Origin of the sequence: Gordonia aquimaris (assembly GCF_026262595.1) — a bacterium.
In the GTDB taxonomy this organism is placed as follows: Bacteria; Actinomycetota; Actinomycetes; order Mycobacteriales; family Mycobacteriaceae; genus Gordonia; species Gordonia tangerina.
On sequence record NZ_JAPKFM010000008.1, the window covers coordinates 105,164 to 120,348 of the forward strand.

Here is a 15,185-nt window from a genome sequence, read left to right on the forward strand (position 1 = left end):
CACCAGCCTGCCACGAGGCCGGCACGGCCACCCGCGCCGGTCGTGCGGCGACAGTCGGGACCTTCTGCTCTGGTCGTCGTCGGGCTGCAGGGTGACGATGGTCACATGTCGAAGGTTCTCGTGGCATATGCCAGCAAGCATCACGCTACCGCCGAGATCGCCGAGGCGATCGCCGCCGAACTGCGCACCCGTGGCCTCGACGCCGACTGCGTCGAGGCGGCGCAGGCCGGTTGTGCGGGGTATCAGGCGGTGATCCTGGGCAGTGCGGTGTACACGGGTCGTTGGCGCAAACACGCACGCGACTTCCTGGCCCACAACCACGACGTTCTGGCCACCATGCCGCTGTGGATCTTCAGTTCCGGACCGACCGGTGAGCATGCCGCCGAACAACTCGACGACGACTCGCGGTGGCTCGAACCGCACAAAGTCCTCGAACTCGCCGAGGCGGCCGGGATGCGCGGACACATGGTGTTCGCGGGCAAGGTCTCCGACGACCCGCACGGCTTCATGGAGAAATCCGTCGCCCGCAACACCCCGCAGGCCTACCGGGACGCGCGGGACTGGGACGCGATCCGGCAGTGGGCCGACGAGATCGCCGACGAACTCAGCTCAACGCGTAGGTGACCGTCACCGAGAAGGTGAGGGTCTGCTCGCCCGGTTCGATCGGGACCGGAGCAGCCGCCACGGCCGAATCACGTTGCACCGAGGTCGGTTGCTGCTGACCGCTGGTCGATTCGGTGATCGTCTGGACTTTACCCAGCGAGTCGCCGGCCAGCGACGCGTACTGCTCGGCACGGGCGCGCGCATCGTCGAAGGCCGCTTCGCGCGCCTGTTTCATCAGTTCCGAGTCGTCGTCGATGGCGAAGGCGACGTTGCTGATTCGGGTGTTGTCGCCGCCGGCGGTGGCTGCCGCGGCGAGGACATCCGAAGCCGTTCCGATGTCGCGAATGGTGACCCGGATGGTGTTGGTCGCCTGATAGCCGGTGATCTCGCCCGAGGTGCCCGGCGCGGGGTTGGTGTAGCGCGGAGACAGATTCACCTGTTGGGTCTGGATGTCGCTGCGTTCGACCCCGGCCTCGACCACCGCGTCGGTGACCTTGCGGACCTGTGCACTCGACTCGTTGAGCGCGCTCGAGACGTCGGGGCCGGTTGCCTCGACACCGATGTCGGCGCGCAATGTGTCGGGCACACCGGTCACCTCACCGCTGCCGTTGACAGTCACCGTCCGCGGGTCGCTGCCGCTGCCACCACCATCGCCGCACGCCGTGAGAAACAGCAGCGCGACGACCCCGACGACGGCCGCGGCGGCCCGCAGCGGGCGCGGCCGGTTCACACCGACTCCTTCATCAACAGCCCGAGCATCCACCCGACGATCGAGATCACGATCGCCCCGAAGATCGCCGACCAGAAGAAACTGTCGACCTCGAGACCCCAGTGGGTGGTGTTGCGGGTGATCCAGGCGGTGATCTCCAGCATGAATGCGTTGATCACCACATGGATGAGGCCGAGCGTCAGGATGTAGAGCGGGATCGACAGAATCTGCACGATCGGTTTGATGAAGGCGTTGACGACACCGAAGATCAACGCCACGACCACGACGATGCCGAACTGTTGCCAACCCGTCGAACCCCCGACGAAGTCCAGGCCCGGCACGATCAGGGTCGCGATCCACAGGGCGAACCCGGTGAACGCCGAACGAATCAAGAAGGCGGACATGGCAGACAGTGTGCCAGGCCGGCCACATCATCCGCGCGGTTGCCACGCATCCGCGCATGTCTCGACAAGCGCGGATGCATGGCAGGTGCGCGGATGGCATGGACGGTCAAACATCCGGTGGTTCAGCCGATCTGCAGCGGGAAGAAGACCGTGTAGATCAACGTGATGACGAAGTTCACTCCGATGATCGCCACCGTCGAGACCACCACCGTGGCGTTGACACCGTCGGCCACGCCGCGTGGCCCGCCCTTCGCCTCGAGCCCGCGCTGACAACCGATGACCGCGATGATCACCCCGAAGATGGACGCCTTGACCATCGCGAGCAGCATGTCGCGCTGTGAGGCGAAGGAGCCGAACGACTGCCAGTAGCTGCCGGGCCCGACACCCTGCATGGTGACTGCGAGATAAAAGGCGGCGAGAACACCGACCACCACGATGAAGATCGCCAGGAGCGGTGCCACCACCGCGGCGGCGATCACCCGGGGTACCACCAGCCGTTGGATGGGGTCGACACCCATGGTGCGCATGGCGTCGATTTCCTCGCGGACCGTGCGCGCGCCGAGGTCGGCGGCAATCGCCGAGGCACCTGCCCCGCCGAGCAGAATCCCGGCGGCCAGCGGTGCGGCCTGCTGGATGACGGCGAATCCGGATGCGGCGCCCAATAGCGACTGAGCACCCAGCTGGTTGATGATGTTGCCGATCTGGATGGTCACGATCACGCCGAACGGGATGGCCATCAGGAAGGCCGGCAACGCGGTGACACTCACCAGATACCAGGCCATGACCACGGCCTCGCGGACCTTGAGCTGACCGCGGACGAGGTCGAGCGCCATCTGGAGCATCGCGACGATCGACAGCCGGAATGTGCGGCCGAGTGTCCGCACCGGGCCGAGCGCGTTGTCGGAGAAATTGGCGGAGAAGGCGTCGAGGGCGGGGCTGCGTGAGGCTCGGCTCAGCGTCATCGCTCAGCCCCCAGGTGCCGGCGACGGGGCGGGAGCCGATTCCTGTGCGCCCGAATCCTGTGCGCCCGAATCCGGTGCTGCCTCACCCAATCCGCCGGGGATCGCGCCGGTCGGATCGCCGACCTCGGTGATCAGCCAGTCCTGCGATCGGTCCAGCGTCACGGTGTACACCGCGACGGCACTGCCGCCGTCGGGGGTTTGCACGCTCTTGGTGTCGACGTCGACGACGGCGTCGACGCGGAACATGTCGCCGTTGACCTCCTGGGTCTTGGCCAGTACCAGTTCGGCCGTGGTCTGCATCCGCAGGGGTGTGATGATCTGCTCCATGGCCTGACCGATGACGTCGTACTTCTTCTGCAGTTCCGGGCTCACGCCGTCCTTCATCGCTGCGATCCAGGGGGTCAGATCCTGGTAGTCCAGGGTGGCGGCGGCCACGGCGTAGCGAGCGGCGACATCTTCGGCCTTCGCCGAATCGGCGGCCTCCGACGTCATGGCGTCGAGGTCGTTGCGTGCGGACACGTCCCGGTAGATGAACGTCCCGAGGGCGGCGACGAGCGCGGCGATGAGCAGTGAGATGCCGAGCGTGCCGAGCGAGATGGACAGCTGGCGTTTGGCTTTACCGGCACGTGCCGGCGCGTGCTCGGCACTCGGCTTCGGGCCGGCGGGGGTGGGGCCGTCGATGTCGGCTTTTTCTACGGTGTGGACTTTCTCTTCGGTGCCGGCCTTTTCTACGGTGCCGGTGTTCTCGACGGTGTCGCCTGTCGTTGTCTCGGACGCCTCGGTGTCCGCTGGCTCGATACGATCGGCGTCGGCGTTGTCGTGCTTGTCCTCGGTGGACGTGTTGTTTTCGGCCACAGCCGATCTCCTTCTGCTACGCGGGTATGTCTCGATGTCTCAGTTCGGCTGGGTGATCACCAGTCGCATGCCGTCGCCGGCACCGAACAGTTCCAGCGCACGTGCCAGCAGTTCGCTCATGTTGATCTGCGGCAGGGTCTGGTTGAGTGCGGTCACGATCGGCATCAGTGGGCCCACGGCATCCATCACCGGGGGAATCGTCTTCTCCAGGTAGGGGTTGAATTGTTCGAAGAACGGGTGCAGCGTGTTCATGATCGAATCGTGCAGATCGGTGCTGTTGACCAGGTGGGCGGTCGCGTGCAGTGCGCCCTGGAATTCGGTGACCACCTGATCGAGTCCGCGGGAGAACTGTGGGAGGGTATCGACGATCCACCCGAGATTTGCCGTGTAGATCTGGGTGTTGGAGAACATGCTGCGCAGCTGTTCGGACCGCGACAGCAGCAGGGCCGCGACCAGCCGGGTGCCGTCACTGATGCGGCCCAGCGACGGCTCGGTTCCGTCGAGTGCCTCCGAGACCGTCTTCAGCACGCCGGCCATGGGGCCGGCGGCGATTGCGGTCGACATCGTCGAGATTTCATCGAAGATCCCGGGGATCGACTCGGGTTCGTCGATCTGCTCGGCCGAGATGACCGCTCCGTCGGGCAGTGCCGGACCGGCGTAGGTGCCCGAGGTGAAATTGATGTACGGCTCGCCCAGGGCCGACTGCAGACCGATCTCGACGGTGGAGTCGACAGGAATCTCTTGGTCGCTGTCGTAGTCGAGGATCAGCGTCGCCCCCTGCCGGGCGAGTTGGACCTCACGGACATCACCGATGCGTACCCCGCTGGCGAACACGCCGGTTCCGGACAGGATGAGCCCGGTGTTCGCCACGCTCATCTGGACGGTCTTCGGCTGCTCGAACGGCCGCCAGTCGTACGCCTGTGTCGCCAGATAGCCGCCGCCGAGGATCAGCACGACGACGAACGCAACGATGTTGAGGATCAGTTCTCGGATGGTCTGCGGATTCATCGGGTCATTCCCAACATGCGGAAGACGTTGGTGAGCTGGCCGGCGATCTCCCGGTCGGAAACGTTGTTCTCGATTGCCATGGACCGGATGTTCAGCCCCGGGGCGTTCTTGAAATACGGCACCAGCTTGTCGTTGAGGACGTCGACGAGCAGTTCCGCATTGGACACGTCGGAACCGGGCCATCCCGGGATGAGGATGGGCTTGACGACTGTGTTGATCAGTCGTGTCAGACCCGTGAGCACCGGCACCAGTGGCATCGCGGGACCGAGTGCCCGCGACAGCCGGGCCAGGACGACCACCAGGTAGGTGGTGTCGCTCATGGCGCGGAACTGGCCGGCACCTTCGGGGCTCAGAGCGAACTGCAGGGTGCCCTTCATACTCTTGAGCCGCTCGGTGAGCGCCGTGACGTTGCGCAGGATCGAGGTGATGTCCTGTGTGCTGTCGGCCCAGGTGTTCACGGTGTCGGTCAGCACGGCCTGGATCTTGCGGACCTCGGCGGGGTCCTGCGGGAACTGGTTGTTGACCGTGGTGAAGGTACTGCCCAGCTGCATGAGGTCGCCGCTGCCGAGGAAGTTCGACAGGCTCGCCATCAGCTGTTCGATCTGGACCGGCCGCTGGACCTGGGACTGGGGGAGCGTGCCCCCGGGGGGCAGAGCCGAGCTGATGGCGTCGGGCGGGTTGGTGATCGAGACGTAGGTGTCACCGAGAAGGGTGTCCTGCTTGAGTTCCAACGTGGCCTGCGCCGAGATCGCCTGCGACTCATCGACCAGCAGTCGGACGACCGTGTGACCGGTCGCGGGCTCGATAGCGGACACCACACCGGACGCGATGCCGTTGACCACGACCCGCGAACGCGGCGGCAGGTTGACGGCGGTCGGGACCTCCACGTTCATCATCCAGCCGGTGCGCACGGACTGGGGTGTGGGCAGTTCCTCCGGGGTGAAGTGGGTGTAGGCCGAACACCCCGTGACCAACCAGCCCGCCATCAGCGTCGCGATCAGTCGGAGTGCGGTGGTCCGACGCAGCATACGTGGCACGATTCTCATGGCTTGGCCCCGGTCATCATCAGGGCCATCGTGATGGCGTCGACCTGCATCCCGTCGGGATCGGTGACGGTGCACTGGCCCGGGACGAGGCGGTTGATGTTCGCGCATGTCAGCTCTGGATTCTTGGCGGGGATGCGGGTGGTCGGCGGTGTGTACCGGATACGCAGGCCCAACGACTTCTGATCGAAGGAGATGTCGAAGGCCTTGATGAGAACCGGGACGATGCCGAGGATGTCGCCGAAGTTCCGCATGCCGGCACCGAGCACGCGCGCGACCGGCACCACGACGTCGAGCGCGGGCCAGACGAAGTGACCGTAGTGCGAGATGACGTTGGTCAGCAGGTTGATCGTCTCCGGGACGGCCGCGATGATGCGGACGACGTTACCGACCGTCGGCAGGACCAGAGGTTGGATCACCCCGGTGATCTCGGTGATGAACTTCTCGAGGAAGTCCCAGTTGCCGGCGAGGCCGGTGGACATGGCGCTCACGCTGTCGACGATGCGTGCGGTGTCCACGAGCGCGCCGTCGATCGGACTGTTCGCGGGCATCGCGAGCTTCTTGATCAACGCGTTGAGCTCGGGCCCGGTGCCGGCGAGTTCGTCGTCGAGATTGCCGACGAATCCGAGCACGTTCTTCAGCTCATCGGGCCCGCCCGCGGTGGTGAGCTGTTTGGCGACTGTCGAGATGCTCTCCAGCGACTCCGATATGGACACCGGCGTATTGGTCGACAGGCGCGGTATGCACGTGTCCGGGCTCAGCGTGTCGCCGTCGGTGTCGTCACCGATGAGAGCGAGTTGCCGGACGGCGATCACCGACGGCGCGACCGTCGCCGCCTTGACCTCGGCTGGGAGTCGCTGTGCACCGTCGGCGGTGAACCGCACTATCGCGGTGCCGGGACCGGGCTCCACCGACGTGATGGTGCCGACGGTGACACCGCGCTGGGTGACGTGGTTGCCGGGAAACAGCCCGATGGCGTCGTCGAACTCCGCGCAGTACTGCTGCTTGCCGGTAAGTCCGGAGCCGACGACGTAGAGGCCCGCCAGTGTCGCGACCACCACCGTGATCGAGATACCGGAGATCAGCCACTTCGAACCGAGGATCTTCACCAGCATCAGCACGCCACCCCCACCATCGGTACGCAGTAGTCCGACGACAGGACCAGGTTGCTCTGGTCGATCACGATGGAACCGTCCGGCGCCACCATGCCTTCCAGCCGCTTGATCAGGTCGCGGCCCTGCTCGATCAACGGCGTGTAGCGCTGGAGCGCCGGTCCGAAGTCGCGGCCGATCGCGTCGAGCTGATCGATCAAGGGTTGGATGTCGTCGTCATAGAGCAGGGCGAGACCGCGCAGTCGTTGCAGCAGCAGACCGGTGTGTTCGAGCACCACGTTCAGACGTGGTGCGAACACGGCGTACTCGGAGATGAAGCTGCTGAGGTTGCGGGCCATCTGGGTGATCACGTCGCCGTTGGCGTTGATCTGCTCGGCGTAGTCGGCCGCCAATCGCAGCATCGAGCCGAACTGATCCTGGCGCTGCTGCAGGTTGTCGAGCATCGAGCTGATCACGCCGATGTTCGTGCGCAGCGCGCCGGGGTTGGCGGTCAGCGCCTCATCGAAGTCGGCCATGGTCGTGCGCAGCGGGTTGGCATCGATCTTCGCCAGCTTGGGCTGGATTGTCTGGAAGGTCTGCATCAGGCTGTAGGGCACCGTGGTGCGCGCGGCCGGAATCGGCTCGTCACCCAGTGGTCGGTCGCCCGCGGTCGTCAGGTCGACGAAGGAGCCGCCGACGATGGTGAGCATCTTGACGTCGGCACGGGTCTGGTCGCCGAGGTATGTACCCCACCGCACGGCCATCTCGACGTCGACGTGGTCATCTGCGAGCTCGATGCTCTTGACCGTGCCGACCGGCACACCGGCGACCCGGACGCTGTTGCCGACTCGCATCTGTCCGGCCTCGTCGAACTGTGCGACGACCCGGTAATGGCCCGGGCTCAGCCAATAGACACCCATCGCGATCAGCGCGGCGACGAGGGTGACGGCCACACCGGCGATGCCCCACCGCAGTTCGGAGCGGCGGCGACCTCGATTGGACATCGGCTTGTGGTCGGTCATGCGGTTCACCAGACCGATGCCCCGGTCCCACAGTCCGCGGATCGCCGAACCGAGGCCCGACAGCTTGGGCATGGACGTGCCGTCCTCGCGGAGGGTGTCGTAGTTCATCGTTTGCACAAGGTCACCTGGCTTCCACGCAGAAACAGCTTCACGTCGGCAGGTATCTCGGCCGCGCCGGCCGAGCATGTTCGATCGACCTGTGCCGCGTCGGTCGCCGGCAGCACCGAGTTGATCGACTGCAGGATGCCGGGCGACAGCGAGAGCAGTCCGATGGCGGCCTCACCGATCGGCTTGATCTGGTTGAACAGGAAGTCGGCGTCGGGGGTGCGGTTGGGCTGCACGCCGAGCGCGGCCAGGAGGTAGTCGGCCTGTACCAGCAGGTCGCCCGTGTGGTTGGCGAGATCCTCCAGATCGGGGGTCCATTCGGCGAGCACGGTGCCGAAACGCGAGATGTAGCCGATGATCGGATCGATGTACTCGGCGCGACCGTCGACCGCGCCGGACAGCTCGGCGAGGTTGTCGACGAGTGTGTTGATCACCTCGGACCGGTTGTCGACCAGCCGCATCATGGATGTCAGCGAACTCACGAATTCGCTGAAACTCGAGCCGTCGCCCTCCACCACGGCCAACAGGCTCTCCGAGAAGTGGTTGATGTCTTCCGGGCTCATCGTCGCGAACACCGGTGCGAGACCGTGGAATACCGTCGTGACGTCGAACGACGGCGTCGTCGAGGCAGTGCCGATGATCTCGTCCTGTCCAACCGGGTCGCCGGGCTGCTCCGGGTCCTGCAGGTCCACGTAACGGATGCCCGTCAGGTTGAGGTAGCGGATGGCCAGGGTGCTGTTGGCATGAACCCGGGCATCGCCCGACAGCTCGAACTCGACCCGAGCGACACTCGTCGCGTCGCCGGGAGCGTGGTGCACCTCGATGGCCGTGACCTTGCCTATCCGTGCACCGCGCACCCGCACGTCGTTGCCCGCCTTGAGGCCGGCGGCATTGGTGAAGTCGGCGGTGTAGGTGCGGGTCACGTTCGACACCGGACGGTCGATCGCATTGTTGATGAACAAGCCCCCGGCAACGGTCATCACCGCGAAGACGATCAGGTACACCAGGGCGCGACGGAAGCTGGTCATCGGGGGCCCGCCGGTCCACCGGTGGGCAGTTGCAACGCTGCCGCCAGACCCGGCGTCGACCTGAGCACGACGTCCACGTTGAGGACCGGGCCGTCGGGGGTGTCGGGCAGCGACCTGCGTAAACGTTCGATCAGGGTGGCGATCTGGATACCGTTGCGTCGGCTGTCCGGGAAGGTCTGCTGGACCCGACCGATGATCTCGGTGAGCACCGGCATCAGCGGCGCGGTCATCCCGAGCGCATCCGGACCGAGGAGGCGGGTGAGGTCGTCGACAAACGGACCGGCGGTGGCCGAGAGGCCCTTCTCGGAGGCCTCGAGGTATCCGGGTGCACGCGGCGCCTGCCAGTCCATGATCTGTTTGATCGGCGGCAACAGGTCGTCGACGGCGCCACGCACCTGTCCGATCAGCTGCGTGTACTGCGGGAGGGTCTCGGCGGGGGTCACCACCTGGGTGTCGGCGATGTCGCTGGCGATCTGGCCGATGGCCCCGAATAGGGGCAGCAAACCGCCGGTGGCCTGGTTGGCGATGTCCAGGACGCCGCCGACGTACGGATCGAACGCCTCGTTCTGCAGGTCGCTCAGGTTGTGGAGCAGCGTGTTGAGGGTTGCGTCCTCGGGTTCCGGTGGGGAGAAGCTCGACCCGTCGTGCAACGGGGCGCCTCCGGGCTGTCCGTAGAGCACCACGGCGGCGATACCGAAGAGATTCTCCGGCGCGTAGCTGACCATCGCTGTGTCGGTGAGTATGTCGGTAGACGCGCCCATCCGCTCGGGGTCGAGATCGAGCGCGATCTCGTAGGTGTCCGGTGCCGGCGTGGTCACGTCAGCCACCCGGCCGACCTGTGAGCCGTTGAGGACCACCGACGCACCGCGCTGGATACCACCGGCCACCGATGACGTGGACATGGTGATCCGGATCGAGTCGCTCGGGATCGCCCGATCGATCACCACGACAGCGCCGACGAACACCACGGAGGCGGCCAGGAAGGCGAGTGCGCGTCGTCGGTAGGTCGCCGTGTCGGCGGACATCCCGGGAATACGGAATTCGGCCATCGGATCAGCCTCGGAAACTGAACGGAGAGTTGATACCCCAGAACGCCACGGTGAGGATCAGATCGAGGATCATGATCGACACCAGGCTGGCGCGGATGGCCCGACCGGAGGCGACCCCGACACCTTCCGGGCCGCCACTGGCGAAGAAGCCCTTATAGGAGTGGATGAGGGTCACGGCCACCACGAAGACGACGCATTTGATCGTCGCGAACACGAGGTCCGGAAAGTTCAGGAACTGGTCGAAATAGTGTTCGTAGGCTCCCACGGACTCATCGCGGAACCCGACGACCAATGAACTACTCAGGTAGCTGGCGACCAGTGCGACGAGGAAGGTCGGGATGGTGGTGAGGACGCCCGCGATGACGCGCGTGGTGACAACGAAGGCCATCGCATGCACGCCGATGACCTCGAGCGCGTCGATCTCCTCGCTGATCCGCATGGAACCGACCTCGGCGGTGATGCGGCATCCGGCCTGGATCGCGAAGGCCACCGCGGCGAGGATCGGCGCGAACTCGCGGGTGATCGCGAACGACGATGCGGCGCCGGAGACCGCGCCGAGTCCCACGAGGTCGAGGGTGCTGTGGGCGATCACCGCTACGGTCGCGCCGGCCGCGATGCCCAGAGCGGCCATGACCAGGGCTGTGCCACCTCCGACGATCACCGCGCCACGACCCCACGCGAGGTCGGTCACGGCGCGGACGGTTTGCCGCGGGTAGTGGACGAAGGTGGTGGGTATGTAGCGGATCGTGTAGTAGACGAAGGTGAGGAACTGGCCCACGTAGGCCAGGGACGTGTCCGCGCCATGGACCGCCCTGGCCACCGGTTTGGCCCACGGCGGAGCGTACGTCGATGGCGCGTTCATGAATTTCCCCCGAAATCCTTCGTTCCCCCGAGTCGTGTGCGACGACGAACCGAGCGCGTGTGCGTCCATCAGCCAACAGCTGGTGGCGTGTTTCAAGTCATATGTATCATATATGTGGTCAAGTGTCCCACATCACACCGAATTCGCGCTGTGGGGCCGCACACCTCATTGGCGCTGTAATGCCGCTGTATTGCCGCTGTGTCGGCGCGACTCGTCACAACCGCGCATCTGTCACGGTGCCGCGCATGTCGCGACGTGCGCGGCAGCGCGGGGAGTGCGCGGTTGTCTCAACTCCTGGCGGTTTGGTCTGAACTGCCAGTTCGCGTAACATTGAACGTCGGTGTGCTTCGCATGCCGGTATCCGCATGTCTTCGAGCCCACGGGCCGGCGAGGCGGTTCCGGCGGGTGTCAGCACCGATGGGGCCGGTCGGCGACGATCGGTGTCCACACACTAACGGATAAACACGGTTTCAACCGGGCTTCGTGTCATGGGATCGCATGGGCGATCTCCGCCGACCAGGAGCCAGGATCGCGGAGGACATGGCGAAAAAAGACGGGGCCATCGAGGTCGAGGGTCGAGTGATCGAACCCCTGCCCAATGCGATGTTTCGCATTGAGTTGGAGAACGGGCACAAGGTTCTTGCCCACATCAGCGGCAAGATGCGGCAGCACTACATCCGCATCCTGCCCGAGGACCGGGTCGTCGTGGAACTCTCGCCCTACGACCTCGGTCGTGGGCGCATCGTTTATCGGTACAAGTAGGACTTCCCCGGGTTTCCGGGAGAGGACAGGATCGGGTGCGGCTGGGTCGTGCCCGGACAAGTCAAGGAGAAGCGGACGTGAAGGTTCAGCCGAGCGTCAAGCCGATCTGCGAGAAGTGCAAGGTGATCCGCCGTAACGGGCGGGTCATGGTGATCTGCGACAACCTGCGTCACAAGCAGCGTCAGGGCTGATCATCGGCACCCCTCGGGGTCGCTTGAGAGTTACCGACCACAACTGAATATGCATCGAAGAGCTGAACATTCTTTGTGAAGCCCTCCCAGCACCAGTGTCGACATACGGGTCGGCGCCCACCCCCGGTTCAGAGGCCGGGGCCCCGCAGCATCAATCACCACAAGAAGAGTCGGGGACGGACTGGGAGCAGACCTCTGAGAAGTAAAGGAAACGCCACATGGCACGTGTTGCTGGTGTGGATCTCCCCCGCGAGAAGCGGCTGGAGATCGCACTGACCTACATCTACGGAGTTGGTCGTACCACCTCCAAGGAGATCCTCGAGGGGACCGGGCTCTCTGCCGACCTCCGGGCGAAGGATCTCACCGACGCCGATGTCGCAAAGCTGCGTGAATACATCGAGAACTCGGTGAAGGTCGAAGGTGACCTGCGTCGCGAGGTGCAGGCCGACATCCGTCGCAAGATCGAGATCGGCTGCTACCAGGGTCTGCGTCACCGTCGTGGCCTGCCCGTCCGCGGACAGCGCACCAAGACCAATGCCCGTACTCGTAAGGGCCCGAAGAAGACCATCGCCGGGAAGAAGAAGTAATGCCACCCAAGTCACGTAGCGCAGGCCCCAAGAAGGGCACCCGCCGTCGCGATAAGAAGAACGTCCCGCACGGCCACGCACACATCAAGTCGACGTTCAACAACACCATCGTGTCGATCACCGAGCCCAACGGCGCCGTCATCAGCTGGGCGTCCTCGGGTCATGTCGGCTTCAAGGGCTCGCGCAAGAGCACCCCGTTCGCTGCTCAGCTCGCCGCGGAGAATGCTGCGCGCAAGGCCCAGGAGCATGGCGTCAAGAAGGTCGACGTGTTCGTCAAGGGACCGGGTTCGGGTCGCGAGACCGCCATCCGTTCCCTGCAGGCAGCCGGTCTCGAGGTCGGCACCATTTCCGATGTCACCCCGCAGCCACACAACGGTTGCCGTCCGCCCAAGCGGCGTCGGGTCTAGCGGGAAAGGGAGGAAGAGAAAACATGGCTCGTTATACCGGCCCCGCAACCAAGAAGTCCCGTCGTCTGCGCGTCGATCTCATCGGCGGAGACCAGGCGTTCGAGCGTCGCCCCTACCCGCCCGGCCAGCATGGCCGCTCGCGGATCAAGGAGAGCGAGTACCTGCTCCAGCTGCAGGAGAAGCAGAAGGCCCGATTCACCTACGGAGTGATGGAGAAGCAGTTCCGTCGCTACTACGAAGAGGCCAACCGTCGTACCGGCAAGACCGGTGACGAGCTGCTGAAGCTGCTCGAGACCCGCCTCGACAACGTCGTGTACCGCGCCGGCCTGGCCCGGACCCGTCGTCAGGCCCGCCAGATGGTCACCCACGGTCACTTCACCGTCAACGGTGTGCGCGTGGACGTGCCCAGCTACCGGGTCAGCCAGTACGACATCATCGACGTCCGGCCGAAGTCGCTGCAGACCGTCCCGTTCCAGATCGCCAAGGAGATCCAGGGCGACCGTCCGGTTCCGGGGTGGCTGCAGGTGGTTCCGTCGACGCTGCGCATTCTCGTGCACCAGGTGCCCGCGCGCGCTCAGATCGACGTGCCGCTCACCGAGCAGCTCATCGTCGAGTTCTACAGCAAGTAGTCCAGCCAGCAGCCACCTGGCTGTTCGGTTTCACCCTCGAGGCCTTCAAATAGCGGTAGGCCAAAGGAGAGAACACAGAAATGCTCATCTCACAGCGACCCACTCTGACCGAGGAGATCATCGCCGAGAACCGCTCGAAGTTCGTCATCGAGCCGCTCGAGCCGGGATTCGGCTACACCCTCGGCAACTCGCTGCGTCGTACCCTGCTCTCGTCGATCCCCGGAGCTGCGATCACCAGCATCCGCATCGACGGTGTCCTGCACGAGTTCACCACCGTCCCGGGTGTGAAGGAAGATGTCACCGACATCATCCTGAACCTCAAGGGCCTCGTGGTCAGCTCCGAAGAGGACGAGCCGGTCACCATGTACGTGCGCAAGCAGGGTCCGGGCACCGTCACCGGCGCCGACATCGTGCCTCCGGCCGGTGTCACCGTGCACAACCCTGACCTGCACATCGCCACCCTGAACGACAAGGGCAAGCTCGAGATCGAGCTCGTCGTCGAGCGGGGCCGCGGCTATGTGCCGGCCGTGCAGAACAAGGCGTCGGGTGCCGAGATCGGCCGGATTCCGGTCGACTCGATCTACTCGCCGGTGCTCAAGGTGACGTACAAGGTCGAGGCCACCCGTGTCGAGCAGCGCACCGACTTCGATCGGCTCGTGCTCGATGTGGAGACCAAGAACTCGATCACCGCTCGCGACGCGCTCGCTTCGGCGGGCAAGACCCTGGTCGAGCTGTTCGGGCTCGCCCGGGAGCTCAACGTCGAGGCGGAGGGCATCGAGATCGGGCCGTCGCCGGCCGAGGCCGACCACATCGCGTCGTTCAGCCTGCCGATCGAGGATCTCGAGCTGACCGTGCGGTCCTACAACTGCCTCAAGCGCGAGGGTGTGCACACCGTCGGCGAGCTGGTGGCCCGGACCGAGTCGGATCTGCTCGACATCCGCAACTTCGGCCAGAAGTCGATCGACGAGGTCAAGGTCAAGCTGCACGCGCTGGGTCTGTCGCTCAAGGACAGCCCGGCCAGCTTCGACCCGTCGCAGGTCGCCGGCTACGACCCGGCAACCGGTACGTGGACCGATGACGCATCGTTCGATGCCGACTCCGGTGAGGATTTCGCTGAAACCGAGCAGCTGTAAGGCGCTCGCCCCAAACCCTTCCGGTCGAGAGATCGTGAGTTTCTTCGAGGAGAAGAGAAATGCCCAAGCCCACCAAGGGTGCCCGCCTCGGCGGGTCGGCCAGCCACCAGAAGGCGATGTTGGCGAACCTCGCCACCTCGCTCTTCGAGCATGGCCGGATCACCACCACCGAAGCGAAGGCGAAGCGGCTGCGTCCGTACGCCGAGAAGCTGATCACCCACGCCAAGGCCGGCTCGCTGGCCAATCGGCGTGAGGTGATGAAGGACATCCGGGACAAGGATGTCGTGCACACGCTGTTCGCCGAGATCGGTCCGTTCTTCGCGGATCGTCCGGGCGGCTACACCCGCATCATCAAGACGCTGCCGCGCAAGGGCGACAACGCCCCGATGGCTGTGATCGAGTTGGTGCGTGAGTCGACCGCGTCGAGCGAGGCCAGCCGCGCGACCCGCGTCGCCGCCTCCAAGAAGGCCGCCGAGGAGAAGCTCAGCGAGACCGAAGAGGTCGTCGCGACCGAAGGCGACGTCGCCGACGTCACCGACGCCGAGAACCCGGTCGAGGCCGTCGAGGCCGACGCCGACGACGCGGCCGTCGAGAACGCCGAGGCCGTGGCCGAGGCCGTGGACGACGAGTCCTCCGCGGCGACCGCTCCCGATGCCGAGGCAGCGGGCGCGGACGTCGATGGCGACAAGAAGTAGTCGCTGAACTCAGCAGAGCGCGCAGAGCCCGCCGTCACCA

At 65.2% G+C, this 15,185-nt stretch carries 19 protein-coding genes; 8 read left to right on the forward strand and 11 right to left on the reverse strand.

Going from position 1 to position 15,185, the window contains the following annotated elements; translation table 11 throughout:
* Nucleotides 1–105 precede the first annotated feature (105 nt).
* Entirely contained in the window at nt 106–624 is a 519-nt protein-coding gene (locus tag OSB52_RS10050) for a flavodoxin domain-containing protein (RefSeq protein WP_266061536.1), read from the forward strand.
* Here the strand turns inward: OSB52_RS10050 and OSB52_RS10055 are convergent.
* From OSB52_RS10055 to OSB52_RS10105, 11 genes are all read right to left on the reverse strand, one after another.
* The gene (locus tag OSB52_RS10055) at nt 605–1,333 is read right to left on the reverse strand and encodes an SIMPL domain-containing protein (protein ID WP_266061537.1); all 729 of its coding nucleotides are present in this window, start codon (nt 1,331–1,333) and stop codon (nt 605–607) included. The two genes, OSB52_RS10050 and OSB52_RS10055, sit on opposite strands and share 20 nt — an antisense overlap.
* Nucleotides 1,330–1,716: a phage holin family protein gene (locus tag OSB52_RS10060; RefSeq protein ID WP_235724995.1), complete on the reverse strand. Its 387-nt coding sequence runs from the start codon at nt 1,714–1,716 to the stop codon at nt 1,330–1,332. Before OSB52_RS10060 ends, OSB52_RS10055 begins: the two co-directional genes overlap by 4 nt.
* Nucleotides 1,717–1,838: 122 nt before the next feature.
* Nucleotides 1,839–2,678, reverse strand: coding sequence for an ABC transporter permease (locus tag OSB52_RS10065; protein ID WP_266061538.1), 840 nt, complete (start codon nt 2,676–2,678; stop codon nt 1,839–1,841).
* A 3-nt stretch (nt 2,679–2,681) separates the two neighbouring features.
* Nucleotides 2,682–3,533: a hypothetical protein gene (locus OSB52_RS10070; protein ID WP_266061539.1), complete on the reverse strand. Its 852-nt coding sequence runs from the start codon at nt 3,531–3,533 to the stop codon at nt 2,682–2,684.
* Between the two features lie 39 nt (nt 3,534–3,572).
* Nucleotides 3,573–4,541, reverse strand: coding sequence for an MlaD family protein (locus OSB52_RS10075; protein ID WP_266061540.1), 969 nt, complete (start codon nt 4,539–4,541; stop codon nt 3,573–3,575).
* Nucleotides 4,538–5,569, reverse strand: a complete 1,032-nt coding sequence (locus tag OSB52_RS10080) for an MlaD family protein (protein WP_266061541.1) — start codon at nt 5,567–5,569, stop codon at nt 4,538–4,540. Before OSB52_RS10080 ends, OSB52_RS10075 begins: the two co-directional genes overlap by 4 nt.
* 14 nt (nt 5,570–5,583) lie before the next feature.
* Entirely contained in the window at nt 5,584–6,699 is a 1,116-nt protein-coding gene (locus OSB52_RS10085) for an MlaD family protein (RefSeq protein WP_266061576.1), read from the reverse strand.
* Nucleotides 6,699–7,805, reverse strand: coding sequence for an MCE family protein (locus OSB52_RS10090; protein WP_266061542.1), 1,107 nt, complete (start codon nt 7,803–7,805; stop codon nt 6,699–6,701). The genes OSB52_RS10085 and OSB52_RS10090 overlap by 1 nt, the downstream gene beginning before the upstream one ends.
* Nucleotides 7,802–8,830: an MlaD family protein gene (locus OSB52_RS10095; RefSeq protein WP_235725002.1), complete on the reverse strand. Its 1,029-nt coding sequence runs from the start codon at nt 8,828–8,830 to the stop codon at nt 7,802–7,804. The genes OSB52_RS10090 and OSB52_RS10095 overlap by 4 nt, the downstream gene beginning before the upstream one ends.
* Complete coding sequence (locus OSB52_RS10100; RefSeq protein ID WP_266061543.1) at nt 8,827–9,879, reverse strand: MlaD family protein; 1,053 nt, start codon at nt 9,877–9,879, stop codon at nt 8,827–8,829. The genes OSB52_RS10095 and OSB52_RS10100 overlap by 4 nt, the downstream gene beginning before the upstream one ends.
* Before the next feature lie 4 nt (nt 9,880–9,883).
* Nucleotides 9,884–10,741 (reverse strand): ABC transporter permease, encoded by an 858-nt coding sequence (locus OSB52_RS10105; protein ID WP_235725005.1) that lies wholly within the window; start codon nt 10,739–10,741, stop codon nt 9,884–9,886.
* A gap of 540 nt (nt 10,742–11,281) precedes the next feature.
* Between OSB52_RS10105 and infA the strand changes: the two genes are divergently transcribed.
* From infA to rplQ, 7 genes are all read left to right on the forward strand, one after another.
* Nucleotides 11,282–11,503: a translation initiation factor IF-1 gene (gene infA, locus OSB52_RS10110; RefSeq protein WP_005170487.1), complete on the forward strand. Its 222-nt coding sequence runs from the start codon at nt 11,282–11,284 to the stop codon at nt 11,501–11,503.
* A 77-nt stretch (nt 11,504–11,580) separates the two neighbouring features.
* Nucleotides 11,581–11,694, forward strand: coding sequence for a 50S ribosomal protein L36 (rpmJ, locus tag OSB52_RS10115; RefSeq protein WP_040515091.1), 114 nt, complete (start codon nt 11,581–11,583; stop codon nt 11,692–11,694).
* Nucleotides 11,695–11,912: 218 nt separating this feature from the next.
* Nucleotides 11,913–12,281, forward strand: coding sequence for a 30S ribosomal protein S13 (gene rpsM, locus OSB52_RS10120; protein WP_235725006.1), 369 nt, complete (start codon nt 11,913–11,915; stop codon nt 12,279–12,281).
* Nucleotides 12,281–12,688 (forward strand): 30S ribosomal protein S11, encoded by a 408-nt coding sequence (rpsK, locus tag OSB52_RS10125; RefSeq protein WP_160900678.1) that lies wholly within the window; start codon nt 12,281–12,283, stop codon nt 12,686–12,688. The genes rpsM and rpsK overlap by 1 nt, the downstream gene beginning before the upstream one ends.
* 23 nt (nt 12,689–12,711) lie before the next feature.
* Nucleotides 12,712–13,317, forward strand: a complete 606-nt coding sequence (rpsD, locus tag OSB52_RS10130) for a 30S ribosomal protein S4 (protein ID WP_266061546.1) — start codon at nt 12,712–12,714, stop codon at nt 13,315–13,317.
* 80 nt (nt 13,318–13,397) lie between these two features.
* Complete coding sequence (locus OSB52_RS10135; protein ID WP_235725009.1) at nt 13,398–14,450, forward strand: DNA-directed RNA polymerase subunit alpha; 1,053 nt, start codon at nt 13,398–13,400, stop codon at nt 14,448–14,450.
* Between the two features lie 59 nt (nt 14,451–14,509).
* Nucleotides 14,510–15,145, forward strand: coding sequence for a 50S ribosomal protein L17 (gene rplQ / locus OSB52_RS10140; protein WP_235725010.1), 636 nt, complete (start codon nt 14,510–14,512; stop codon nt 15,143–15,145).
* Nucleotides 15,146–15,185 lie beyond the last annotated feature (40 nt).

Bases quoted from the DNA above. Each gene is read 5' to 3' on its own strand.
- OSB52_RS10050 (WP_266061536.1), top strand. From the start codon at position 106: ATGTCGAAGGTTCTCGTGGCATATGCCAGCAAGCATCACGCTACCGCC.
- OSB52_RS10060 (WP_235724995.1), bottom strand. From the start codon at position 1,716: ATGTCCGCCTTCTTGATTCGTTCGGCGTTCACCGGGTTCGCCCTGTGG.
- OSB52_RS10065 (WP_266061538.1), bottom strand. From the start codon at position 2,678: ATGACGCTGAGCCGAGCCTCACGCAGCCCCGCCCTCGACGCCTTCTCC.
- OSB52_RS10075 (WP_266061540.1), bottom strand. From the start codon at position 4,541: ATGAATCCGCAGACCATCCGAGAACTGATCCTCAACATCGTTGCGTTC.
- OSB52_RS10080 (WP_266061541.1), bottom strand. From the start codon at position 5,569: ATGCTGCGTCGGACCACCGCACTCCGACTGATCGCGACGCTGATGGCG.
- OSB52_RS10085 (WP_266061576.1), bottom strand. From the start codon at position 6,699: ATGCTGGTGAAGATCCTCGGTTCGAAGTGGCTGATCTCCGGTATCTCG.
- OSB52_RS10090 (WP_266061542.1), bottom strand. From the start codon at position 7,805: ATGAACTACGACACCCTCCGCGAGGACGGCACGTCCATGCCCAAGCTG.
- OSB52_RS10095 (WP_235725002.1), bottom strand. From the start codon at position 8,830: ATGACCAGCTTCCGTCGCGCCCTGGTGTACCTGATCGTCTTCGCGGTG.
- OSB52_RS10100 (WP_266061543.1), bottom strand. From the start codon at position 9,879: ATGGCCGAATTCCGTATTCCCGGGATGTCCGCCGACACGGCGACCTAC.
- OSB52_RS10105 (WP_235725005.1), bottom strand. From the start codon at position 10,741: ATGAACGCGCCATCGACGTACGCTCCGCCGTGGGCCAAACCGGTGGCC.
- infA (WP_005170487.1), top strand. From the start codon at position 11,282: ATGGCGAAAAAAGACGGGGCCATCGAGGTCGAGGGTCGAGTGATCGAA.
- rpsM (WP_235725006.1), top strand. From the start codon at position 11,913: ATGGCACGTGTTGCTGGTGTGGATCTCCCCCGCGAGAAGCGGCTGGAG.
- rpsK (WP_160900678.1), top strand. From the start codon at position 12,281: ATGCCACCCAAGTCACGTAGCGCAGGCCCCAAGAAGGGCACCCGCCGT.
- rpsD (WP_266061546.1), top strand. From the start codon at position 12,712: ATGGCTCGTTATACCGGCCCCGCAACCAAGAAGTCCCGTCGTCTGCGC.
- OSB52_RS10135 (WP_235725009.1), top strand. From the start codon at position 13,398: ATGCTCATCTCACAGCGACCCACTCTGACCGAGGAGATCATCGCCGAG.
- rplQ (WP_235725010.1), top strand. From the start codon at position 14,510: ATGCCCAAGCCCACCAAGGGTGCCCGCCTCGGCGGGTCGGCCAGCCAC.